The following is a 22,739-nucleotide window of genomic DNA, read 5'->3' on the forward strand; positions in this document are numbered from 1 at the left end:
AGGGCGGCCAGGTGCTTGGCCAGGCCGGCCGCCAGTCTTCGCGGGCCCCTGGCCCTGGCGATCGCCTGTTTCGTGGTCTGGGGCCTGGCCTATGGCCTGCTGGACGTCCTCAACAAGCACTTCCAGGACACCCTCCACGTCGGCAAGGCCCAGTCGACCTGGCTGCAGATGGCCTATTTCGGGGCCTATCTGCTGGTCAGCGTCCCGGCCGGCCTGCTGCTCAACGCCCGGGGCTACAAGTTCAGCATCGTCAGCGGTCTGCTGATCACCGCGTTCGGCGCCCTGCTGTTCATCCCCTCGGCCCAGAACAACAGCTTCACCTTCTTCGTCGGCTCGATGTTCGTGCTGGCCAGCGGCCTGTGCGTGCTGGAAACGGCGGCCGACACCTATGTCAACGTGCTGGGACCGCCCGAGCACGCCTCCCAGCGCCTGAACCTGGCCCAGTCGTTCAACGCTCTGGGCGTGTTCTTCGGTCCGCTGATCGGCGGCCTGGTGTTCTTCGCCGAACCGGCCGCCGACAAGCCGGTCACGGACGGCCAGGGCGCGGTGCAGGTCACCTATCTGGTGATCGCCGTCGCGGTGGTGATCTTCGCCGCCGTCGTCGCCGCCGCGAAACTGCCCGAGATCGCCGACCACGCCGAGACCGAAACCGGGAACGGCGCCGAGACGCACGGCCTGTGGTCGAACCGGCACTTCACCTTGGGCGTCGCCACCCAGGCGCTCTATATCGGCGCCCAGGTCGGCATCGGCGCCTTCTTCATCAACCTGGTCACCGAGACCTGGCCGGGCCTGACCTCGCGGGACGGCGCCTTCATGCTGTCGATCGCGGCGGCCGGCTATCTGATCGGCCGGTTCTTCACCACCGCCCTGCTGCTGCGCTTCAAGCCGCGGACCATCCTGACCGTCTACGGGCTGATCAATCTGGCGCTCTGCCTGGTCGTGGCCCTGGGGATCGCCAAGGTCTCGGCGGTGGCGCTGATCGCGGTGTTCTTCTTCATGTCGACGATGTTCGCCACGATCTTCACCCTGGGCGTCGCCGACCTGGGACCCGCCACCAAGGGCGGGGCCTCGATGATGGTGATGGCGATCAGCGGCGGCCTGCTGCTGCCCTATCCCATGGGCCTGGTCGCCCAGGCCTACGGCACCCCCGTGGCCTTCCTGCTGCCCGCGGCCTGCTTCGCGGCGGTGGCGCTGTACGGCTGGAAGGGATCGGCCACGCGCCGGACCGCCTAGGCCCCTTCCGCGAGTTTAAGCCAGCCTTCAAGTTGGAGAACGACCTGTGAGCTTCTCATCGACCCCCACGCGTCGCGGCGCGCTCATGCTCACCGCCGCGGCGGCCTCGCTGGCCTGGACCCGCCCGGTCGGAGCAACGCCGAAGATGGCCGCCGATCCCATCGCCGAAGGCTTCCTGTCGCCGCCCAACGCCGCCCGTCCCCGCGTCTGGTGGCACTGGATGAACGGCAACGTCACCGAGGCCGGCATCAAGCTCGACCTGGAATGGATGCACCGGGTCGGCATCGGAGGCTTGCAGAATTTCGACGCCCAGTTGATGACCCCGCAGGTGGTCGACAAGCGCCTCAGCTACATGACCCCGGACTGGCGCAAGGCGTTCCGCTACGCCGCCGGCCTGTCGGACGAACTGGGCCTGGAGCTGGCCATCGCCTCGTCGCCGGGCTGGAGCGAGACCGGCGGACCCTGGGTCAAGCCCGAGCAGGGCATCAAGAAGTTCGTCTGGAGCGAGACGACGATCCCCGGCGGCCGCCGCTACAACGCCGTGCTCGCCCCGGCGCCCTCGGTGACCGGGCCGTTCCAGGACCTGCCCGCCACCAAGGATCCGATCGCCGCCGACACCGGCCGTCCGCCGTCGCAGTTCTACGCCGACACCCTGGTGGTGGCCTATCCGCTGCCGGACAAGGCCGACGCCCCGCCGCCGACCTTCACCACCAGCGGCGGCGCCACCGACCTCGCCGCCCTGGGCGACGGCCGCCAGGCCACCTTCGTCGAGATTCCGGCCCCCAAGGGCGACGCGGCCGCCTGGGTGCGGGCCGACTACGCCGCGCCGCGGACCATCGGCTCGGCCACCCTGGGCCTGGAGATCGTCGGCGACGGCGCCTGGACCGCGCGGCTGGAGGCCAGCGGCGACGGTCAGACTTTCCGCACCGTCGCGGCCTTCCCCCAAGGCGGCGCGGACTTTCCCCGGGGGACCGTGCCGCAGCAGACCATCAGCTTCCCGCCGGTCACCGCCCGGGCCTTCCGCGTCCGCTTCGACGACTTCCTCGCCGGCCCCGGCCTGAGCCGCCTGGGCAGCGTGCCGGGTGCGGTGATCATTCCGTTCGGCAAGCCCTCGGACCGCACGCGGATCAAGGTGTCGCGGGTGGTGCTGCACGAGGACGCCCGGGTCCACCGGTTCGAACACAAGGCCGGCTTTGGCCTGGTGTCCGACTACTACGCCCTCAACACGCCAGGCGGCGTCGTGACCCGCGCCGTGGCCCCGGGGGCGGTCGTGGACCTGACGGCGAAGGTGTCGCCCGACGGCCGGCTGGACTGGACCCCGCCGCCCGGCCGCTGGACGGTGCTGCGGTTCGGCTATTCCCTGACCGGCAAGGAGAACCACCCGGCCACGGCCGAGGCCACGGGGCTGGAGGTCGACAAGCTCGATCGCGCCGCCGTGAAGGCCTATATCGAGACCTATCTCGACAGCTACGCCGAGGCGGCCGGCCCCGAACTGATGGGTGATCGCGGGGTCCGCGCGCTGCTGAACGACAGCATCGAGGTCGGCCCGATGAACTGGACGCCCGACATGGTCGGCCAGTTCCGGCGGCTGCGGGGCTATGACCCGATCCCGTGGCTGCCGGTCCTGACCGGGGTGATCGTCGGCGACGCCGTGCGCAGCGACGCCTTCCTGTTCGATTTCCGCCGCACGATCGGCGACCTGCTGGCCGAGTGCCACTACGGCCAGATCGCCGAGAGCGCCCACGCCCGCAAGCTGACCCACTATGCCGAGGCCCTGGAGTTCGGGCGCCCGTCGCTGGGCGACGACATGGCCATGCGCCGTCATGCCGACATCCCGATGGGAGCCATGTGGACCTACCGGGAGGACGGCCCCCGGCCGCCCTACGTGGCCGACCTGCGCGGCGCGGCCTCGGTGGCCCACGTCTACGGCCAGAACCTGGTCGCCGCCGAATCCCTGACCGCGGCCTTCTCGCCCTGGGCCTTCGCGCCGGCCGACCTCAAGCCGATCATCGACCTGGAGTTCGCCCTGGGCGTCAACCGGCCGGTCATCCACACCTCGGTCCACCAGCCGATCGAGAAGAAGCCCGGCCTGTCGCTGGCGGTCTTCGGCCAGTACTTCAACCGCCACGACACCTGGGCCGAGCAGGCCAAGCCCTGGGTGGACTACCTGTCGCGCAGCGCCTTCATGCTGCAGCAGGGCCGGTTCTTCGCCGACGTCGCCTATTTCTACGGCGAGGAGGCCCCGCTCACCGGGGTGTTCATCGACCGCCCGATCGACCACGCGCCCGAGGGCCACGGCTTCGACTTCGTCAACGCCGACATCGTGCTCAACCACCTCAAGGTCGAGGACGGCCAGTTGTCGACCCCGTCGGGCATGCGCTACCGCGTGCTCTATCTGGGCGGCAGCAGCCAGCGGATGACCCTGCCGGTGCTGGCCAGGATCGCCGCGCTGGTCGAACAGGGGGCCGTCGTGGTCGGCGAGCGGCCGACCGGGTCGCCGAGCCTGTCGGACGACCAGGACGCCTTCGCGGGGCTGGCCCAGCGGCTGGGGTCGGCCACCGACGGCCGCGTGAGCAAGGGCCGGGTGCTGGCGACCCGCGACCTCAACGCCGCCCTGCGCGACATCGGCCTGGCGCGCGACTTCGAGACCGCCACGCCGGGCTCGGACGCCGAGCTGATGTTCGTCCACCGCAAGATCGGCGACGGCCACGCCTATTTCGTCAGCAACCGTAAATCGAAGGCCGAACGGGTGGAGGCGCGCTTCCGGGTCACAGGCCTGCGTCCGGAAATCTGGCGGGCGACGACCGGGGCCAGCGAACCGGTGTCCTACCGCATGGAGGACGGCGGCACGGTCGTTCCGCTGGACCTGATCGCCAACGACGCGCTGTTCGTGGTGTTCCGCGAGCCGACCGCCAAGACCGCCGAGACCCGTCCGCCGCGCGCGCTGAAGCCCGTGGCGACGATCGACGGCGAGTGGACGGTGTCGTTCGAGCCCGGCCGCGGCGCGCCCGCGACGGCGACCCTCGGGCGCCTGGCCTCGCTCAGCGACAGCGCCGACCCCGGCGTCCGCTACTTCTCCGGCACGGCGACCTACCGCAAGACCATCACCCTGCCGAGCAAGCTGACGCCCGGCCTGCGCCTCGACCTCGGGGCGGTCGGCGACATCGCCGAGGTGTTCCTGAACGGCAAGCCGGTAGGAACCAGCTGGCTGGCCCCGCACCGGCTCGACATCGCCGGGGCCGTCAAACCGGGCCGCAACGACCTGGAGGTTCGGGTGACCAACCTGTGGGTCAACCGCCTGATCGGCGACGCCCAGCCGGGCGCGGCCAAGCTCACCTTCACCACCGTTCCGACCTATGTCCCCCAGGCCCCGCTGCGGCCCGCGGGCCTGATCGGACCGGTGTCGGTGCTGGTCGAGACCTGACGCCGCGCGATCGACCTGCCCCGTTGCGGCCCCGCCGCCGCACGACTATGCGTTGTGCGGCAGCCGAGGCGTTCGGTGACAGGGGAGGCCGCGCATGGAGATCGCCGAGCCGCAGGCCAGGCCTCGAGGTTCGCGCGGCCTGCGTCGGGTTTCGCCGCTGAGGCTGGCCGGGCTGGGCGTCTACCGGCCGCGCGAGACCCGGACCTCCGAGACCCTGGACGACCTGTTCGGACAGCCCAAGGGCTGGACGCGACAGGCGTTCGGCATCGGCGCGCGGGGCGTCGCGGCGGCCGACGAGACCACCTCGGTGATGGGCGCGACCGCTGCGCGGCGGGCGCTGGCGGCGGCCGGCTGGGACGAGGGCGACTTCGACGTGCTGGTCGGGGCCTGCGGAGTCATGGAGCAGCCGATCCCCGGCGCCTCGGTGCTGATCCAGCACGAACTGGGCTTGGGCCGCTCGGGCATCCTGGCCTTCGACGTCAACCAGACCTGCCTGTCGTTCCTGATGGCGCTGGACATCGTGGCCATGGGCTTCGAGACCGGGCGTTGGCGCCGGGCGGTGGTGGTGTCCAGCGACATCGCCTCGGCCGGGCTCGACCCCGCCGACCCGGCCGCCTACGCGATCTTCGGCGACGGGGCCGCCGCCGTCTGCCTGGAGGTGGGGGAGGATCCGCTGGGACCGGCCTTGCTGGCCCGTGATTTCCAGACCTATGGCGAGGGCCGCGACCTGGCCGCGCTGCGGGCCGGCGGCACGCGGGTGCGGCTGGAGGACGGACTGGAGCCGTTCGTCCAGGCCTCGAAGTTTCACATGGACGCGTTCGGCATCTTCAAGGCCGCGGCCCGCCGGCTGCCGGCGATGATCGACCAGGTGCTGGGCGAGGCGGGACTGGACCGCCAGGGCGTCGACCTGATCGTCCCCCACCAGGCCAGCCATCCGGGCCTGGAGCATGTGCGGCGGCTGATGGGCGGCGACTCCGCCCGGGTCGTCGACATCTTCGACGGCCACGGCAACCAGATCGCCGCCTCCCTGCCCACGGCGCTTTGCCACGCCTGGGAGGCTGGACGGCTGAAGCCCGGGACCACGGTGCTGCTGCTGGGCACGGCGGCCGGGATCAGCGTCAGCGCCATGGTGCTGAGGGTCTGATGCGCCAGGCGCTCGTCACCGGCGCGACCGGCGGCCTGGGCCTGGCCCTGACCGCCGCCCTGGTCGCCGAGGGCTACGCCGTGCGGGCCACCGGCCGCGACCCGGGTGTCGCCGCGCGGCTGGCGACGCTGGGCGCCGAGGTGGTTCTGGCCGACCTGGCCGGCGACCCCGGCGCGGCGGCGCGGCTATGCCGGGGCGTCGACGTGGTCTTCCACGCGGCGGCCCTGTCCAGCCCGTGGGGACGCGCGGAAGACTTCGAACGGATCAATGTCGAAGCGACGCGGACCCTGCTGGGCGCGGCGCGGGCCGCCGGTTGCGAGGGGCTGGTGTTCGTCTCCTCGCCGTCGATCTACGCCCAGTTCGGCGACCGGATCGGCCTGACCGAGGCCGACCCGCCCGCCGCGCGGCCGCTGAACGCCTATGCCCGCACCAAGCTGGCGGCCGAACGGCTGGTGCTGGCCGCCGACGCTCCGGACTTCTTCACCGTCGCCGTCCGCCCCCGCGCTTTGGTCGGGCCCGACGACCAGGTGGTGTTGCCCCGGCTGCTGGCCCTGGTGGCGCGCGGCCGCGTTCCGCTGCCGCGCGGCGGCCGGGCGCTGGTCGAGTTCACCGACGTGCGCGACGCGGCGCGGGCGCTGGTCCTGGCCGACCAGCGACGGACGGCGGTCGGCGGACGGGCCTTCAACATCTCCGGCGGCCGTCCGGTCAGCGTGCGCGACACGGCCGTGGGCCTGGCCCGGGCGCTGGACCGTGAGCTGACCTTCGTCCCCCTGCCGTGGCCGCTGATGCTGGCCGGGGCGGCGGCGCTGGAGGGCGCGGCGGCGCTGTCGCCCGCCCGGTGCGAGCCGTTGATCACCCCCTACGGCGTGGCGACCCTGGCCTTCTCCCAGACCTTCGACCTGGCGGGGGCCCGCGACGGCCTGGGCTACGAACCGTTGCACGACGCCAACGCCACCGTGCTGGCCATGGCCCGGCAGGCGCACGGAGAGACGCGATGACGGCCACGGTGCGCTGCCAGGTCCACCTGTTGCAGGCCGGCTATTGCCGCCATCCCGAGGGCATGGCGATGCGCGGCGCCAGCTTGTGCCCGGTCGACTTCCCCGCCCTGACCGCCCTGATCCTGCACCCCACCGAAGGGGCGCTGCTGTTCGACACCGGCTACGACCCGGCCTTCTTCCAGGCCACCGTCCGCTGGCCGGAGAAGCTCTATCGGCTGGCGACGCCGGTGACCCTGGCCGAGGGCGAGGCGGCCAGCCAGCAGATCGGCCGCTTCGGCCTGGCACCGTCCGACATCCAGGGGGTGATCATCTCCCACTTCCACGGCGACCACATCGCCGGCCTGCCGGCCTTCCCTAGGGCGAAGATCTACTGCGCCAAGGCCGGGCTGGACCAGCTGCGCGGAGTCGGCCGGTTCGAGGGCGTGCGGCGCGGCCTGCTGCCGGCCCTGGTCCCGGGCGAGGCCGAGGCCCGCGCCGGCTTCTTCGAGGACATGCCCCGCCGCCCCTTGCCCGGCGCCCTGGCTCCGTTCGAGACGGGCGCCGACATCCTGGGCGACGGCAGCCTGCTGGCGGTCGAGCTGCCGGGCCATTGTCCGGGCCACTGGGGCCTGGCGCTGCGCGGCGAGGACGACGGCCTGAACTTCTTCATCGGCGACGCGGCCTGGTCGACCCGGGCGGTGCGCGAGAACCGGCCGCCGCCGGCCCTGACCACGGCCCTGCTGGGGCGCACCGAGGTCTATCGCGCCACCCTGGCCGACCTGCACGCGATGGTCGGCCGCGCGCCCGAGGTCCGGATCGTACCGTCGCACTGCCGGGAGGCGGCCCAGACCGCCGAGACGGCGTGAACGGTCCGCGCCGCTCGCGCATCCTGGGCGCCTATCTGCGCACGCGGATCGCGGCGGCGACCCTGACCCGCCGCGCCGCCCTGGAGGCCCATCAGCAACGGCTGTGGCGACGGCTGGCCCCGGCCCTGGCGGCGACGCCGGCCTTGCGCGCCTTGGCCGGACGGCCGCTGGCCGCCTTTGCCGTCGTCACGCCCGCGCAGGTCCGGGCCGACGTGGCCGCATGGAACAGCCTGGACCTGACGGCGGACGCGGCCCGGGCGGCGGCGGAAGCGGCCGAGGCGGGCCGGGACGGCGGCCTGCCGGGCGGCGTCCAGGCGGGGTTCTCGACGGGCGGTGGCGACGGCGCGCGGGGCCTGTTCATCACCACCCCGGCCGAGCGCGACGACTATCTGGGGACCCTGCTGGGCAAGCTGATCGAGCCGGGCCGGTTGCTGCGCCCCCTGCGCGCCGCCCTGATCCTGCGGGCCAACAACCGCCTCTACCAGGACATCCAGGGGGCCGGGGCGGCGTTCGCCTTCATCGGGCTGGACGCCGGGCCGGACCGGCAGCTGGCGGCGCTGGAAGCCTTCGCCCCGACCCACCTGGTGGCTCCCCCGCACGTGCTGGCGGCCCTGGCGGCGTGGATCGAGGCCGGCGGCTGGCGACCCCGGCTGGACGGCCTGTTCTACGGCGCCGAGCCGATCGGGGCGTTGGAGCAGGCCTGGCTGGGCGAGGTGTTCGGCGGGGCGCCCCGGCCGCTGTACCAGGCCACCGAGGGTTTCCTGGGCGCGCCCTGCCGGCACGGAACGCTGCACCTCAACGAGGACGGGCTGATCGTCGAGCTGGAGCCGGTGGCAGGCACGGACCGCTTCACGCCGATCGTCACCGACCTGCGGCGGCGCGGCCAGCCGATGGTCCGTGTACGGCTGGATGACCTGATCAGGCCGCTCGACGAGCCTTGCCCCTGCGGCTCGCTGCGCCTGGCGATCCATTCCGTCGAGGGCCGGCTGGGCGACGTCTGGCGGTTCGGCGAGGTCGCGATCCCGCCGCGCGAGATCGACTCGCGGATCGAGAACGCCCTGGGACCTCGCGCCATCTGGACGGCGCGAGGCGGGCCGGGCGCCGCCTGGATCGAGGTCGCCGCGCCCGCCGATCCGGAGCCGGCGCGGGCGGCGGTCGAGGCGTTGCTGCGCGCGCGGGGCGTCCCGGTCTCGGTGACGGCGTCGGCGGGACCGGGGCGTGAACCGGGCCCCAAGCGGCGGCGCGTGCGGTGGACGCCATGACCGCGCCCGTCGTCCTGATCACCGGGGCCCGCGCCCCGGCCGCCCTGGACCTGGCGCGGGCCTTCGCCGCCGCCGGCTACGCCACGCACCTGGCCGACAGCGCGCCGTGCGCGATGGCGCGGTGGTCGAAGGCCCCGGCCGGCGTTCACGCCTATGCCGCGCCGGTGGCCCGTCCCGAGGCCTTCGAACGCGACCTGCGCGGCCTGGTCGCGCGGCTGGCCCCGCGGCTGATCGTGCCGGCCTGCGAGGAGGTGTTCCACCTCGCCGCCCTGGCCCGGCGGTGGCCCGACCTGAAGGCGCGGCTGCTGGCTCCGGACTTCGAGACCCTGCGCGCGCTGCATTCCAAGGCGTTGTTCGGGGAGATCTGCGTCGCCCACGGCCTGCCCGCGCCCGAGACCTGGACGCTCGAAGGCCCGGAAGACCTGGCCGCCCTGCCGCCGGCCGGCGACCTGGTGTTCAAGCCGGAGTATTCGCGGTTCGGCGTGCGGACCCTGATCCGTCCCGACCCCGCCCGCCTGGCCGGGCTGCGCCCGACGCCGAGCGAGCGCTGGGTCGCCCAGCGCCATGTCGCCGGGACCGAGGTGTCGTTCTACGCGGCCTGTCGCGAGGGCCGGCTGACGGCGTTCAGCGCCTATGGCTCGACCTGGCGCGAGCGCGGCGGGGCCAGCTACGCGTTCGAAGCGCCGGCGGGGCGGGTGACCGCCGACCTGCTGGCCATCGCCACCACCCTGGCCGGCGTGGTCGGCCAGGGTCAGTTCGCCTGCGACGCCATCATCGACGCCGACGGCAGGGCCTGGCTGCTGGAGTGCAATCCGCGCGCCACCAGCGGCGTGCATCTGTTCGACCGCGACCCGGCCCTGGCCCACGCCCTGGTCGGCGACGGGCCGTCCGTCCAGGCGGCGCCGGCCACCCCGCGCTACCTGGCCCCCGCCTACTGGCTGTTCGGGCTGCCCGCCGCCTTACGCCAGGGGCGGTTGGGCGATTGGCGGCGCGGCTTGGGCGAAGGGCGGGACGTGATCGGCGCGCCGGGTGACCGGTGGCCTCTGCTGGGCGCCCTGGTCGACAGCCTGAGGTTCTCGGCCAAGGCGCTGCTGGCCGGCCGGAGCCTGGCGGCGGCGATGACCGCCGACATCGAGTGGAACGGAGACCGGCCGTGAGCGCCGTCGCCGTCCTGGCGGTCGACGACCCCCGCCTCGACTGGGGGCGCTCCCCCGAGGTCGGCGCCTATGTCCGCGCCCTGGCGGCGGCCGGACCGGACGGGGCGCTGGCCAACGCCCGGGTCGGGCTGTCGGCCCTGCAGTTGACCGACCGGGCCTTCGCGATCGTCGCGCCGGTGGGGCGCCAGGGCTGCTGGCTGACCTCGCTGGCCGTGACCTACGGCCCAGCGGTGCGCGACGAGATCGGTCGCGACCTGAGGGGTCCGCAAGCCTGGCTGTTCCGGGCCGCCTCGCTGGTGGCCGAGGGCCTGTTGCGGCTGACCCGCGCCGACCGGGCGGTCTATGCGAACCACCTGCTGTTCTCGACCAGCCTCTACGGGGCCTGGACCGGCGACGACCTGGTCCCGGCCCTGGCGGCGTTGCGCGAGGCCTTTCCGGACCGGGCCATCGTCTGGCGTTCGCTGAACGCGGCTGACCACCCGGAGCTGCTGGCGGCGATGGACGCCCAGGGCGGCCGGCGGATCGTCAGCCGCGTCGTCTGGCGGCTGTCCGACCCCGCCCGCCAGTGGGCGCCGCGCACCGACGTCAAGGCCGACCTCAAGCTGGCCGCCGCCCACGGCCTGAGCGTCGAGGACGCGCCCAACCCCTCGCCGGACGACCTGGAGCGGGTGCTGGCGCTCTATGCCGGCGTCTATCTGGACAAGTATTCCAACGCCAATCCGGCCTACCGCCAAGCCCTGCTGCGCGCGGCGATCGACAGCGGCGTGCTGGGCCTACAGGTGGTCCGGGGCCCGTCCGGCGAGATCGAGGCCTTCGCCGCCGACCACGTCCACGAGGCCCAGCTGTCGAGCCCGATGCTGGGGTACGACCAGGACCAGCCCCAGGGCCGGGGCCTCTACCGCGTGGCCATGAGCCTGTCGGTGCTGCGAGCCCTCGAGCTGGGTCTGGCGGTGAACTATTCGGCCGGCGCCGGGGCCTTCAAGCGCCATCGGGGCGCGCAGCCGGCGCTGGAGTTCATGGCGGTGTTCGACGACCATCTGCCGTGGTGGCGGCGGGTCGGCTACGGCCTTCTGGCCCGCGCCCTGGCGGCGATGACGCCCAGCCTGGAGAGGATCGCCCTGCGATGACGCCGTTTCCCGCCGGCCTTTCGTCCACCTGGGCCCCGGTCGCCCTGTCGCGGCAGCTGAAGGCCAAGCCCCTGGCCCGCCAGGTCGGCGGCGTGCCGATCGTGCTGTTCCGGGGCGCGGGCGGCGCGGTCGCCGCGCTGGAGGACCGCTGCCCGCACCGCAACTATCCGTTGTCGGACGGCAAGCTCAGGGACGGGACGCTGATGTGCCCCTATCACGGCTGGCGGTTCGACGGGGCGGGGGCCTGCGTCGAAGCCCCGGGGGCGGGCGAGGGGGCGGCGCTGGACAGGCTGGGCGCGCGGACCCTGGCCGTGGCCGAGCGGCACGGGGCGATCTTCGTCAAGCTGGAGGCCGGCGACGGCCCGCCGCCCACGCTGGAGCTGCCGCCGCTGGTCGGCGACCCGGACCACGACCATTTCTGGTGGACGCGCGACCCGTGGCGCGGCCGGGCTCTGGACGCCCTGGAGAACATCCTCGATCCGTTCCACACCAACTTCATCCACGACGGGCTGATCCGCGTCAGCCGCGCCCGCCAGCCCGTGCGCCAGACCCTGACCTTCCGCGAGGACGGCTTCGAGGTGGCCTACGACCAGGACGACCCCGACCGGGGCTGGATGTCGCGGCTGCTGGAGGGCGAGCGCCAGCGCAGCGTCGGCCGCTACATCCCGCCGATCACCTTCCAGGGCCGGTGGGAGGGGCCCAAGGGCCTGACCCTGTGCGCCACCGCCTTCTTCGTGCCGGAGACGGAGGAGCGCTACCGGGCCTTCGGCTGCTGGACCACGCCCAAGGGCCGCGCCCCGGCCTGGCTGAAGCGCCAGGCGATCCTGGCCTTCGTGCGGCCGGTCTCCGAACAGGACCGCGTCGCGCTGGACCGGCAGCACGCCACCATCACCGCGTTCGGCGGCCCGAGGTTCAAGTCCGGACCGACCGATCGGGTGACGGTTCCGCTGACGCGGCTGTATCAGGGCGAGCGACTGGAGCCGGGCGTGGACGGGCCGCATGTGATCTGGCTGTAGGGGGAGCCTCGCCCTTCGCCCCTTCTCCACCGTCATTCCGGGCGCAAGGCCCGGAATGACGGACGTATTTGAGAGGTGAGGGCGAGCCGGCGCCTACACCGTCGCCAACCGCCCGCCCTCGACTCGCAAGCTCACCGACGCCGCCTTCAACCCCGGCGCCGAAGCGGTGACCCGCAGCTCGCCCACCTCGCCGCGCCGTGTGCGGACGATCGCCTGGCACAGGCCGTTGAACGCTTTGCGCTGGCTGGCCACGTCGGGCTCGTGGCTGGTCGGGTTGCCGTTGCCGACCCCGATCACCTGGCCGGGACCGGCGAGCGCGAACGACACCAGGGCGTCGGCGCGCGGAACCGGGCGGCCCTTGGCGTCGAGCACCTCGACCTTGAGGATCGCCACGTCCTGGCCGTCGGCGGCCAAGCGCGGACGATCGGCGGTCAGGCGCAAGGCGGCGGCCGGGCCGGCGGTCTCGCGGCGCTCGCGCAGGATCAGCTTGCCGCCCTTGTAGCCGTGGGCCTCGATGACGCCCGGCGCGTAGGGCACCGACCACTCGACATGGTGGTTGCGGACGACGTCGCGGACCCCCTGGCTCTTGCCGTTCAGGAACAGCTCGACCCGGTCGCAGTTGCTATGGGCCCAGACCGCGACCTGTTGGCCCTCGCGGCCCTCCCAGTTCCAGTGCGGCAGCAGGTGCAGCAGCGGCTCGGACCGCCACCAGGCGCGGTAGTAGAAATAGTTGTCCTTCGGGAAGCCGCAGGTGTCGAGCGCCCCGAAGTGCGAGCTGATGCTGGGCCAGCGGTTGAACGGCGTCGGCTCGCCGCGATAGTCGAAGCCGGTCCAGATGAAGCCGCCGCCCATCCACGGCCGGTCGGCGGCGTGGCTCCACCACTTCTCGGCGGTGGTCGCCCACCAGGGGTGTTCGGTGTCGTAGGCCGGGACGTAGCTCTTGGCGTCGTCGCGGGCGTATTCGCCGCGCGTCGCCACGGTGCTGGCGCTTTCGGTGCCGATGATCGGGATGTGCGGGAAGCGGGCGTGGAAGTCGTCCATCTTCTCGTGACGGTAGTTGAAGCCGATCACGTCGATGACCTCGGTGATGCCCTCGCCGAAACCGGAGTCCATGGCCGCGGTGACCAGGCGGGTGGGGTCGAGACGGTTGACCAGCCGCTTCATCGTGCGCGCCACCTTGGCGCCGCGCGCCGTGCCCTGCTGCGGCTCCTCGTTGCCGATCGACCACAGGATGACGCTGGGGTGGTTGCGGTCGCGGCGGACCAGGCGCTCCAGTTCGTCCAGCGAGGTCTCGTCGCTGGACATCTGCCGCGTTTCGTCGATGACCAGCAGGCCCAGGCGGTCGCAGGCGTCGAGCAGTTCGGGGGTCGGCGGGTTGTGGGCGGCGCGATAGGCGTTGCAGCCCATGCTCTTCAGCTGTTCCAGCCGCCAGACCTGGAGGGCGTCGGGGATGGCCGCGCCGACCCCGGCATGGTCCTGATGGTTGCAGGTCCCCTTCAGCTTCACTGCTCGGCCGTTGAGCAGGAAGCCCTTGTCGGCGTCGAAGGCGATGGAGCGCACGCCGAACGGGGTGACGAAGCGGTCGACCACGGCGCCGCCGACCTTGATTTCGGTGACCAGGCTGTAGAGGTGCGGGGTCTCCAGCGACCACGGGACGGGGCTGGCCAGCTGGGCGGTCTGTGACAGCGACTGGCGCTCCCAGGCCGGCAGGCGGCCCTGGACGGCCATCGGGGTCAGCACCGGCTTGCCCTGGCCGTCGAGCACGGTCTGCGCCACCTCGTAGGCGGCCGGGGTGTCGGACTCGTTGATCAGGTCGGTGTCGATCGACAGGGTCCCGTCGAGCCTGGCGCGGACGAAGACGCCCCATCGCGGCACGTGGACCGGGGCGGTCTTGACCAGCCAGACGTGGCGATAGAGCCCGGCGCCCTCGTAGAACCAGCCCTCGCCGAGGCTGGCGTCGACGCGGACCACCAGGCTGTTGTCGCCGCCGAGATTGGTGATGTCGGTGATGTCGACGCGGAACGGGCTGTAGCCGCTGTCCTCCTGGCCGAGGACGTAGCCGTTGACGATGACCAGGGCGTCGCGGAAGGCGCCGTCGAACTCGATCGACAGCCGCTTGCCGGCGTCGGCGGCGGGCAGGGCGAAGGTCTTGCGGTACCAGCCGACGCTGGTGTCGGGGAACTCGCGGCCCAGGGGCTTGTAGCCGTGGGCGGCGCGCAGGTCCTCGTCGTCGGGCTTGCCGGACGGCGCGTAGGACGGGTTGTCGACGAAGGGCAGGGTGACGCCCCAGTCGTGGGGCAGGGTCACCGGGGCCCAGGCGCTGTCGTCGAAGGCGGGCTGGGCCGCGCCGGCCACCCACCAGTTCGCGGCGCTCGCCCCGGCCTTGGCGTAGGTGCGCTGGTTGGCGCCGAAGCCGAAATCGCGGGCCGGGTCCTGGGCGTGGCCCAGGGCGAAGCGCCAGCCGAAGTCGAGGGAGAGCCGCTCGCGGGGGGCAAGGTCGATGGCGGGCGGCGTGGGCGTCGCAGCGGCCGCGGGCTTGGCGGCGGCGCTCGCGGAGGACGCGGCGGCCAGGGCGGCGGCTCCGGCGGTGGCGGCCAGGGCTTGGCGGCGGCTGAATTCGACCATGGGTCCCTCACGCGGAAAGCAAAAAAGGGGAGGAAGCGCGAAGCTTCCTCCCCAGGGCGCAGGATCATCGGGGAGAAATGATGAATCCAGCTTTGGCGGGCCCAGAACCTTTTGGCCACAGGCCCGCCGCCGCCGCCCCCTCGCAGGAGAAGGGCGACGGAAAGGGTTAGAACTTCACCGTCACGTCCATCAGGTAGCGGCGGCCGTACAGGTCGTAGCGGCCCAGACGATCCGGGGTGTTGTCGCGATACATCCGCAGGCGCTCGTTGGTCAGGTTGTTGACCTGGAAGCGCACGCCGATCTTGTCGGTGATCTGATAGGACGAGCTGAAGTCGAAGGTGCTTTCCGATTCCAGGGTCTGCAGGTCCGCGCCGCTCCAGCCGTAAATCACGGTCATCGGGCTGTGGTATTTGTAGCCGATGCGGCCTTCGAACGGGCCATTGGCGTACCACAGGTCCAGCGTGACGGTGTCCTTGGCCAGACCCGTGAGGGTGAGCGGCTTGGTGACCGGCTGGAACTCCTTCAGGTTGGAGTCGACATAGGCGTAGTTCGAATAGACGCCGAACTTGCTGAGCGGACCCGGCAGGAAGAAGAACGGCGTCTGGAAGGTCAGCTCCAGGCCCTGGATGTAGCCGCCGCCGCCATTGACCGGGCTCGACACCGCGTAGGTGATCCCGTTGTAGGTCTCGGGCGTCTGTTTCCAGCCGATATAGGTGTCGACGTCCTTGTAGTAGTAGGACGCGGCCACCAGGCTTTCAGGACGGAAGTACCACTCGGCCGAGGCGTCGAACTGGATGGCCTTGAACGGCTTCAGGTCGGGATTGCCCGCCGAGCCGGTATAGGGCGCCCAGGTGGTCAGGGTGCGGCTGGCGCGCAGTTCGTCGAGCGGCGGACGGGCCACGACCTGGGCCAGGCCGAAGCGCAGCACGCGGCCCTGGTCGAAGTCGAGCTTGACGTTCGCGCTGGGCAGCACGTCGGTATAGTCGTTGCCGACCGAGACGGCCGAGAAGGTCGCCAGGCCCGGGTTCTGACGATAGCCCTCGCTGTCGGTCTTGGTGCTGACCACGCGGACGCCGACATTGCCGGTCATCCACGAGCCGCCGACGCTGTCGGCGGCGAAGTTCAGCTTGCCGTAGGCCTCGGCCACCTTCTCGTGGACGCGCCAGCGCTGGGCCAGGTTGTCGACGGCGTTGGCGGCGTCGAAGCCGTGGTCGCCGTAGGCGGCCTTGGCGATGGCGTCCAGGTCGCCGGTCAGGATGCTCGGCACGTTGAAGCTGCCGATCTTGTAGGAACTGAACAGGCTGGCGGGCAGGGTGACCGACTGGAAGCAGGTGCCCCAGGTCTGGTCCTTCACGATGGGGCTGGTGACGGGCAGGTTGCCAGGGTTGGGGCAGGTCGCCCACGACGCCTGGTCGTGGTCCTTGACGCGGTCGGAATAGCGTGCGCCGAACTGCAGGCTCTTGAACGCCCCGTCCGAGAAGTCGCGGGTGGCGTCGAAGGCGCCGGCCACCAGTTCGTCGTTCAGGTGTTCGGGGCCGTCGTTCTGGCCGCCGCGATAGCTGGGGGCCACCTGGGCCAGCTTGGTGGGATCTTCCGAGGTGGTGACGCTGGGCTTGACGCCGGCGCGGGTGTCGTAGGTCAGCGAGGCCGGATAGACCTCGGTGCGCACCGCCCGCCAGTTGTTCCGCCGCTCGGCCTTCGAATAGGAGAGATCGCCCGCCACGGTCCAGGCGTCGTTGGTCCATTTGCCGTTCAGGCCGCCGGCCCACAGCGTCTTGTCCTCGGTGTAGCGCGCGATCACCGAGGTGACGGCGGCGAAGGGCAGGGTGGCGGCCACCACGTCGCCGTTCACCAGGGTGTAGGCGGCGCCGGTCGCGTTGTAGTCGCCCCGGTTGCCGTTGTTCCAGTTGCCCATGTTCTGGGCGTAGATCTGCTGGTCCTGGTTTTCCGTGATCTTGATGTCGGAATAGAGGACGTCGGCCTTCAGCTCGAAGTGGTCGGTCGGCTTCCATTGCAGGCCGGTCGAAACGCCGTTGCGCTTCTGGTCGATCTTCTTGATCTCCAGCTGCATGCCCCACGGGGTGGGGTCGACCTTGCCGTCGCCGTTCAGGTCGCCGCTGTAGTCGCTGGCGCCCTGAGGCTGGCGCATGACCGAGTCGTTGTAACCCCAGCCCTGGAACGAGGTGTAGCCGTTCTTCTGCTTCTGCGAGGTCAGGCCCAGCACCACGGCCAGGTCGTCGTTGAACTTGTGGACGAACGAGCCGCTGGCCCGGTAGCCGGTCTGGCCGTAGTTCGGGATGTCCTTGCCGCCGTCGTAATAGACCGGGCCGGCGCGCAGCACGACGCTGGGGCCGCGATAGTCCAGCGGATCGATGGTCGAGATGTTGATGGTGGCGGCGACGCCGCCGGCGATCAGGTCGGCCGACTGCGACTTGTAGACCTGCACGCCCGAGACGACTTCCGATGGGTAGATTTCCCAGCGGACGTTGCGGTCCGGCTCGCTGGAGGCGACTTCGCGGTTGTTGATGGTGCCCAGCACCAGGCGGGCGCCCAGGCCGCGCACGACGGCCTGGCTGTCGTTGCCGCGGTCGCGGGTGGCGTTGACGCCGGGCAGGCGGGCGATGGATTCGGCGATGGTGACGTCGGGCAGCACGCCGATGTCCTTGGCCGAGATCGCCTCGACCACCTTGTCCGAACCCTGCTTGACCGCCAGGGCGTCGCGCAGGCTCTTGCGCACGCCGGTGACGACGACTTCCTCGACCTGGGCGGTATCGGAGGCGGGCGCGGCCGTCTGGGCGTGGGCGCCGGCGGCGGCCATCAGGGCCAGGCCGCTGGCGGCGGCGAGCAGCGTGTAGTGAGACATCGTGAAGTCCTCCCCAGTTGCGATAGCGCCGCGTTTCGAGGGACACGGTCGCTCTATGGTACCGCTATTTATCATAACAATAGTACAAGGCAAGCTACGGCCTAGTTAGCCAGCGGGATCGCCGTCGCCTGTTGCCCGATCGTCGCGGTCATGGCGGGGGCGTCGGCCACCGCCTGCGGCGTCGCCGCCGTGGCCACGGTCACCGAGGCGCCCGGCATCAGGCGGGTGCGGTAGACGAAGCCGTCGCCCTCGCGGGTCATCGGCTGGGGCCCGACGCCGCCCAGGAAGTCGCCACCGATGAAGGCGGTTTCCGTGGTCGCCCCCCCTCTTGGCGCTTGGGCCTTGAAGGTCACCTCGACCGGTTTGACATAGGCCTGCTTCAGCCAGTCGGCGCCCTCCAGGGCCTGGCCCTTGAAGTCGAACAGCGCCGCGTTCTCCCAGTTGGAGCCCTTGCCCCAGCGGGTGCCACACGTTTTGGTCGAGACCCAGGCCGGCTCCCAGTAGAAGACCCCCGCGCCGCCGCTGGCCAGCACCAGCTGGGTCAGGTCGACCAGGTACTTCTTCTGGCCGGCCGGGGTGGCCGGATAGCCGGCGATCAGCGAGTCCGCGCCCAGCAGGTTGGGCGAGCTGTCGGCGTTGTCGGTGGTGAACGGATAGGCCGTCTCGACCACCAGAACGTCGGCCGCGTAGCTATGGCGCAGGCGGTTGATGGTCTGGCCCAGCTCCCCCATCGAGCGCTTGGACCACTTGCTGTAGTAGCTGATGCCGATGATGTCGAAGTCGGTGACCCCGGCCTGGGCGGCGGCGGCGAACCAGGGCTCGACGTTCTCGGGCTGGGCGATGTGCAGCATCACCCGCGGCTTGATCCGGCTGTCGGCGCCCGCGTCGCGCACGGCTTTGATTCCGGCGTTGAACAGCAGGGCGTTGCGGTCCCAGTGGATCGGCTCCTTGGCCTTGGCCAGGCTGGAGACGATCTCGCCGTTGGTCTCGTTGCCCACCTGCACCAGGTCGGGCATCAGGCCTTCGCGGTCGAGGTCCTTCAGGGTGTCGCGGGTGAAGGCGTACAGCGCCTTGGCCTGGTCGGCCGTCGACAGCCTGGCCCAGGCCTTCGGGGCCAGCTGCTTGTCGCCGTCGGCCCAGTCGTCGGAATAGTGGAAGTCGAGCAGCACCTGCAGCCCGGCGGCCCGGGCGCGGCGGATGCTCCGCTTGACGTCGGCCAGGTTGGAATAGTTCGTCCAGTCCGGATCGTTCCAGATGCGGATCCGCGCCACGTTGGCGCCCTCCGCCTTGAAGAACTGGTACTGGTCGACCCGCTGGCCGCCGGCGGTGTAGACCGCGCCGCAGTCGTCCATTTCGTTGGCGTAGGAGATGTCGACGCCCAGATAGATCGGCGGTTCGGCGGCTTGCGTGAGGTTGAGGCTCAGCAGGCTGGCGGCCATCCCGGCGACGATGAAGCGGTTGCCCCGCATGGCGTTTCCTTCCGACGTTTACGCGCCCCGGACGGGACGGCGCGAAAATCATCGCATTGATATTATAAATCAAGCAGGGAAGTGTGAGTCAGCCGCACATCCAGGTCCTCCCCCTGTGGGGGAGGTGTCGGCGAAGCCGACGGAGGGGGGAGGGATTCGAAGCGGGCCGCACGCAGGGTCTGGCGTCCTAAAACGCCCCCCACCGATCGCTACGCGATCGCCTCCCCCACGGGGGGAGGGCCTATTGGGGGCCCAGCGCCAACGGACGCCGCGCGGCGTAGAGGGAAAACGATCCGGTCAGGGTCGGGATCACCCGCCGCTCCTCGACCGGCGCGAACCCGGCCTCGGCCATCAGGGGCAGCAGCACGCCGCAGGCGTTCGGGGTGGTGTATTCGAAGCCGTCCACCATCTGGACCTGGCGGAACAGCAGCCGCATCAGCGCCGTGCGTTGCAGGCCGTAGTCGGCGATCAGCAGCTGGCCGCCGGGCTTGAGCGCGCCATGGGCGGCGCGCAGGATGGCGGACTTCATGGGCATGGGGCACTGGTGCAGCACCAGGCTGGAGACCACCTTGTCCAGCGAGCCCGGCGCGGCGACGGCGGCCAGGCGGTCGCCCATGGCCTGGCGCCACTCGATCTCGACCCCGGCCGCCACGGCCTTGGCGGCGGCCCGTCGCAGGATGTCGGGATCGGGATCGACGCCGATGACCCGCGCGGTCGGGCAGGCCCGTTTCAGCATCACCGCGAAGGCCCCGGTGCCGCAGCCGACGTCGAGGATCGTCTCGCCCGGCCTGGGGTCGACCAGGGCCAGCAGCGCCGCGCGCCAGACGCGCTCGCGGGTCATCAGGGCGATGACGGTGTCGTAGAGGCCGGTCAGTTCGGGACGGCCCAGGGCGGGAACGTAGGAGCGGGTGTCGGTCATGCGGGCAGGATGGCGGCTGTCCGGCGGGCGCGCTTGAACGTAGCGGCTAGGTCGGGCCCGGCCGCACGATCTGGGTCGCGGTGACGCCGAACATCGCCTTCAGCGTCCGGGCGAAGTGGGCGGCGTCGGCGAAGCCGGCCGCGTGGGCGGCGGTGGTGACGCCGGCCCCGGCCGTCATCGCCGCGAAGGCCCGCTGCACCCGTCGCCACAGCAGGTAGCGCCGGAACGGCAGCCCCAGGCTCTCGACGAAGACGTGACGATAGCGCTCGGGCGACAACCCGGCCGCCTTGGCCGCCAGGACCAGCGGCACGGGGCCCTCGGCGAGCTGCTGTTCCACCCGCGCCAGCGAACGCCGCAACGCCTCGGGCAGGTCGCTGGACGGGATCGGCGCGGGCGACCGCCAGGTTCGCAGGCGTGGATCGGTCGAGGCGAGGACGACGGCGTCGTCGGGGACGGGGCCCAGGTCGGCGAGGGCTCGCCGCGCGTCGAGGCCGGGGGCGATGGCCTCGACGAAGATCATTCGCGCGCCACGGTGGCTTTCGAAGCGGTGCTGAACCAGGGGATCGATCAGCACCACCCTGGCCTCGTGGCGCCGGCCGGCGGCGTCGCGGACGCCGATCGGGGTGTCGGCCACCGCGATCTGGGCCGCCAGGTGCCGGTGCGCGACGCTGTCGCCGACCGAGCCGCGCCAGGTCGCCCACCGGTCGCCCAGTTCCAGCTGGCCATCCCAGGCGTGATCGGCCGGCATTGTCAGCTGGTCTCCCCCGTCAGCTCGCGCCGCGCCTTGTCCAGTTCCTCGGCGTAGCGGCGGGTCGCGTAGGCTTCCGACAGGATGCCGATCACCTTGCGGTCGGGATCGACGACGGCCAGTTCGTCGGCCTGGGTGTGGTCGAAGGCCCGCATGACGTCCTTGATCGACTGGTCGGGCAGCAGGGCGGTGTCGGCGTAGTCGGCCAGGAAGGCCACCGTCCGCTCGCCATCCTCGGGATGGGCGTAGGCCAGGGCCGTTCGGACGATGCCGGCATAGCGACCGATGTCGTCCAGCATCACCACCCGCTTGGTCGAGCCCAGCGGGTAGCGGTGGCGGAACTCGGCCAGGCTGGTGTCGGCGGTGACGGTCTTGACGTCCTTGCGCATCATCCGCCCGGCGGTCAGCGGCTGCATCCAGCTGACGTCATGGGCGCTGCGGATGGTCTCGCCGCGCAGGTGCAGCCGCCAGGTCGAGAACGAATAGCCGAAGGTCTCGCGGACCAGGGCGCTGGCGATCAGCGAGGCGACCAGGGCGGCGGCGGCCACGGTGAAGTCGCCGGTCGCCTCCAGCACCAGGAACGACATGGTGAACGGCCCGCCGACCACGGCCACGCCCAGGGCGGCCAGGCCGACCAGGGCCGCCACCGTCGGGTCCAGCGACGGCAGCCAGGGCACATAGACCGTCAGGGCCGCGAAGATCTGGCCGACCAGGGTGCCCAAGAACAGCGAGGCGAAGAACAGCCCGCCCCGGAAGCCGAAGCTCAGCGACACCACCGAGGCCAGGGCCTTCATGGCCAGCAGCAGGACCAGCATCTGCAGGGGCAGGGCCGCCGTCAGGTTCAGGTGCAGGGCCCCGTGGCCGGCCGACAGGATCTGGGGGGTGACCAGGGCCATGGCGGCCAGGACCAGGCCGCCGGCCGCCGGGCGGAAGGTCTTGGGGATCGGCGACCGGGCCACCAGGCCGTCGGCCGAGGCCACCAGCCGCATCAGGCCGATGCCGGCGCTGGCGCAGATCACGCCGAGCAGGGCGTAGAGGCCGTAGTCGAACCACGACTGCACCGCCGGGGTGGTGGTCTTCAGCAGGTAGGGCAGGCCGCCCATCCGCTCGGCCACCAGCACCGCGGCCAGGGCGGCGGCGGCCACCGGGGCCAGGTTGGCGACGGTATAGGCCCCGATGACGATCTCGAAGGCGTAGAAGGCCCCGGTCAGCGGCGCGCCGAACGCGGCGGCGATGGCGGCCCCCGCCCCGGCCCCGACCAGGGTGCGCATGTCGGCCCGCCGCAGGTTCAGCCTCTGGCCGACGAACGAGGCGATCGCCGACCCGGCCTGGGCGTAGGCGGCCTCCAGCCCCACCGAGGCCCCGACCCCGTTCGACAGCATCGTCTGTCCACAGATGAAGGCGCTGTCCTTCACCGACAGCCGCCCGCCGTGCAGGGCGTTGGCCTCCACCGGGTCGACGGCCGGGCGCGGGCGGTATTTCAGCCAGGCCCAGGTGGCGAGGCCCAGCACCAGGCCGCCGGCCGGGATGGCCAGGGTCCGCCACGGGGCGATCACGCTCTGGGCGCTGAGCCGCTCGTCGATATTGATGGCGAACAGCAGCACCTGCAGGCCGTGGGCCAGCTTGGCCTGCAGCACCGCCAGGGCGCCGGCCCCGGCGCCGATCAGGGTGGCCACCGCGATCAGCCACAGCTCGCTCGACCGGATCCGCCGCCGCAGCCAGCTCAGCCAGCGCACGGAGGTGGAGGTCGGTAACGAAAGCGGCATGACGCTGGGGGTTCCGGTCGCCGAAGCGGGCGCGGCCATCTTACGGGTCTTGCCGAGGGACACAACGCACGGCGGGGGCGCGGCGCGATCCCTCTCCCCTTGTGGGAGAGGGTGGCCTCGCGAAGCGAGGTCGGGTGAGGGGT

15 protein-coding genes are annotated in these 22,739 nt (G+C 71.7%); 9 read left to right on the forward strand and 6 right to left on the reverse strand.

Annotated elements, in window-relative coordinates; genetic code table 11:
* From PMI01_RS22915 to PMI01_RS22955, 9 genes are all read left to right on the forward strand, one after another.
* A partial coding sequence (locus PMI01_RS22915; protein ID WP_007674912.1) for an MFS transporter occupies positions 1-1,233 on the forward strand: 1,233 nt, incomplete at its 5' end.
* A gap of 46 nt (positions 1,234-1,279) precedes the next feature.
* Entirely contained in the window at positions 1,280-4,657 is a 3,378-nt protein-coding gene (locus PMI01_RS22920) for a glycosyl hydrolase (RefSeq protein ID WP_007674915.1), read from the forward strand.
* 94 nt (positions 4,658-4,751) lie between these two features.
* Entirely contained in the window at positions 4,752-5,801 is a 1,050-nt protein-coding gene (locus tag PMI01_RS22925) for a 3-oxoacyl-[acyl-carrier-protein] synthase III C-terminal domain-containing protein (protein ID WP_007674924.1), read from the forward strand.
* Complete coding sequence (locus PMI01_RS22930) at positions 5,801-6,799, forward strand: NAD-dependent epimerase/dehydratase family protein (RefSeq protein ID WP_007674927.1); 999 nt, start codon at positions 5,801-5,803, stop codon at positions 6,797-6,799. Before PMI01_RS22925 ends, PMI01_RS22930 begins: the two co-directional genes overlap by 1 nt.
* A complete protein-coding gene (locus PMI01_RS22935) occupies positions 6,796-7,644 on the forward strand; it encodes an MBL fold metallo-hydrolase (protein ID WP_007674928.1) in 849 nt (282 codons plus the stop codon). Before PMI01_RS22930 ends, PMI01_RS22935 begins: the two co-directional genes overlap by 4 nt.
* Entirely contained in the window at positions 7,641-8,906 is a 1,266-nt protein-coding gene (locus PMI01_RS22940) for a hypothetical protein (protein WP_007674930.1), read from the forward strand. The genes PMI01_RS22935 and PMI01_RS22940 overlap by 4 nt, the downstream gene beginning before the upstream one ends.
* Positions 8,903-10,063, forward strand: a complete 1,161-nt coding sequence (locus PMI01_RS22945) for an ATP-grasp domain-containing protein (protein ID WP_007674932.1) — start codon at positions 8,903-8,905, stop codon at positions 10,061-10,063. Before PMI01_RS22940 ends, PMI01_RS22945 begins: the two co-directional genes overlap by 4 nt.
* Entirely contained in the window at positions 10,060-11,190 is a 1,131-nt protein-coding gene (locus PMI01_RS26250) for a hypothetical protein (protein ID WP_007674934.1), read from the forward strand. Before PMI01_RS22945 ends, PMI01_RS26250 begins: the two co-directional genes overlap by 4 nt.
* Positions 11,187-12,206 carry an aromatic ring-hydroxylating oxygenase subunit alpha gene (locus tag PMI01_RS22955; protein WP_007674940.1) on the forward strand — a complete coding sequence of 340 codons (1,020 nt, stop codon included), beginning with the start codon at positions 11,187-11,189 and terminating at the stop codon, positions 12,204-12,206. Before PMI01_RS26250 ends, PMI01_RS22955 begins: the two co-directional genes overlap by 4 nt.
* 93 nt (positions 12,207-12,299) lie before the next feature.
* Here the strand turns inward: PMI01_RS22955 and galA are convergent, their stop codons facing one another.
* From galA to PMI01_RS22985, 6 genes are all read right to left on the reverse strand, one after another.
* Complete coding sequence (gene galA / locus PMI01_RS22960; RefSeq protein WP_007674942.1) at positions 12,300-14,831, reverse strand: beta-galactosidase GalA; 2,532 nt, start codon at positions 14,829-14,831, stop codon at positions 12,300-12,302.
* Between the two features lie 166 nt (positions 14,832-14,997).
* Entirely contained in the window at positions 14,998-17,694 is a 2,697-nt protein-coding gene (locus tag PMI01_RS22965) for a TonB-dependent receptor (RefSeq protein WP_007674944.1), read from the reverse strand.
* A gap of 101 nt (positions 17,695-17,795) precedes the next feature.
* The gene (locus PMI01_RS22970; protein ID WP_007674946.1) at positions 17,796-19,163 is read right to left on the reverse strand and encodes a glycoside hydrolase family 53 protein; all 1,368 of its coding nucleotides are present in this window, start codon (positions 19,161-19,163) and stop codon (positions 17,796-17,798) included.
* A 241-nt stretch (positions 19,164-19,404) separates the two neighbouring features.
* Entirely contained in the window at positions 19,405-20,082 is a 678-nt protein-coding gene (locus tag PMI01_RS22975) for a class I SAM-dependent methyltransferase (RefSeq protein WP_007674948.1), read from the reverse strand.
* 46 nt (positions 20,083-20,128) lie between these two features.
* Entirely contained in the window at positions 20,129-20,830 is a 702-nt protein-coding gene (locus PMI01_RS26255) for a helix-turn-helix domain-containing protein (RefSeq protein ID WP_007674950.1), read from the reverse strand.
* A 2-nt stretch (positions 20,831-20,832) separates the two neighbouring features.
* Entirely contained in the window at positions 20,833-22,596 is a 1,764-nt protein-coding gene (locus PMI01_RS22985) for a chloride channel protein (RefSeq protein WP_035037964.1), read from the reverse strand.
* Between the last annotated feature and the right edge of the window lie 143 nt (positions 22,597-22,739).

The organism is Caulobacter sp. AP07, assembly GCF_000281955.1.
Classification (GTDB): domain Bacteria; phylum Pseudomonadota; class Alphaproteobacteria; order Caulobacterales; family Caulobacteraceae; genus Caulobacter.

What these genes read in the sequence shown, in the direction of transcription:
- PMI01_RS22925 (WP_007674924.1), top strand. Translation starts at nt 4,752, where the DNA reads ATGGAGATCGCCGAGCCGCAGGCCAGGCCTCGAGGTTCGCGCGGCCTG.
- PMI01_RS22930 (WP_007674927.1), top strand. Translation starts at nt 5,801, where the DNA reads ATGCGCCAGGCGCTCGTCACCGGCGCGACCGGCGGCCTGGGCCTGGCC.
- PMI01_RS22935 (WP_007674928.1), top strand. Translation starts at nt 6,796, where the DNA reads ATGACGGCCACGGTGCGCTGCCAGGTCCACCTGTTGCAGGCCGGCTAT.
- PMI01_RS22945 (WP_007674932.1), top strand. Translation starts at nt 8,903, where the DNA reads ATGACCGCGCCCGTCGTCCTGATCACCGGGGCCCGCGCCCCGGCCGCC.
- PMI01_RS22955 (WP_007674940.1), top strand. Translation starts at nt 11,187, where the DNA reads ATGACGCCGTTTCCCGCCGGCCTTTCGTCCACCTGGGCCCCGGTCGCC.
- galA (WP_007674942.1), bottom strand. Translation starts at nt 14,831, where the DNA reads ATGGTCGAATTCAGCCGCCGCCAAGCCCTGGCCGCCACCGCCGGAGCC.
- PMI01_RS22965 (WP_007674944.1), bottom strand. Translation starts at nt 17,694, where the DNA reads ATGTCTCACTACACGCTGCTCGCCGCCGCCAGCGGCCTGGCCCTGATG.
- PMI01_RS22970 (WP_007674946.1), bottom strand. Translation starts at nt 19,163, where the DNA reads ATGCGGGGCAACCGCTTCATCGTCGCCGGGATGGCCGCCAGCCTGCTG.
- PMI01_RS22975 (WP_007674948.1), bottom strand. Translation starts at nt 20,082, where the DNA reads ATGACCGACACCCGCTCCTACGTTCCCGCCCTGGGCCGTCCCGAACTG.
- PMI01_RS26255 (WP_007674950.1), bottom strand. Translation starts at nt 20,830, where the DNA reads ATGCCGGCCGATCACGCCTGGGATGGCCAGCTGGAACTGGGCGACCGG.
- PMI01_RS22985 (WP_035037964.1), bottom strand. Translation starts at nt 22,596, where the DNA reads ATGCCGCTTTCGTTACCGACCTCCACCTCCGTGCGCTGGCTGAGCTGG.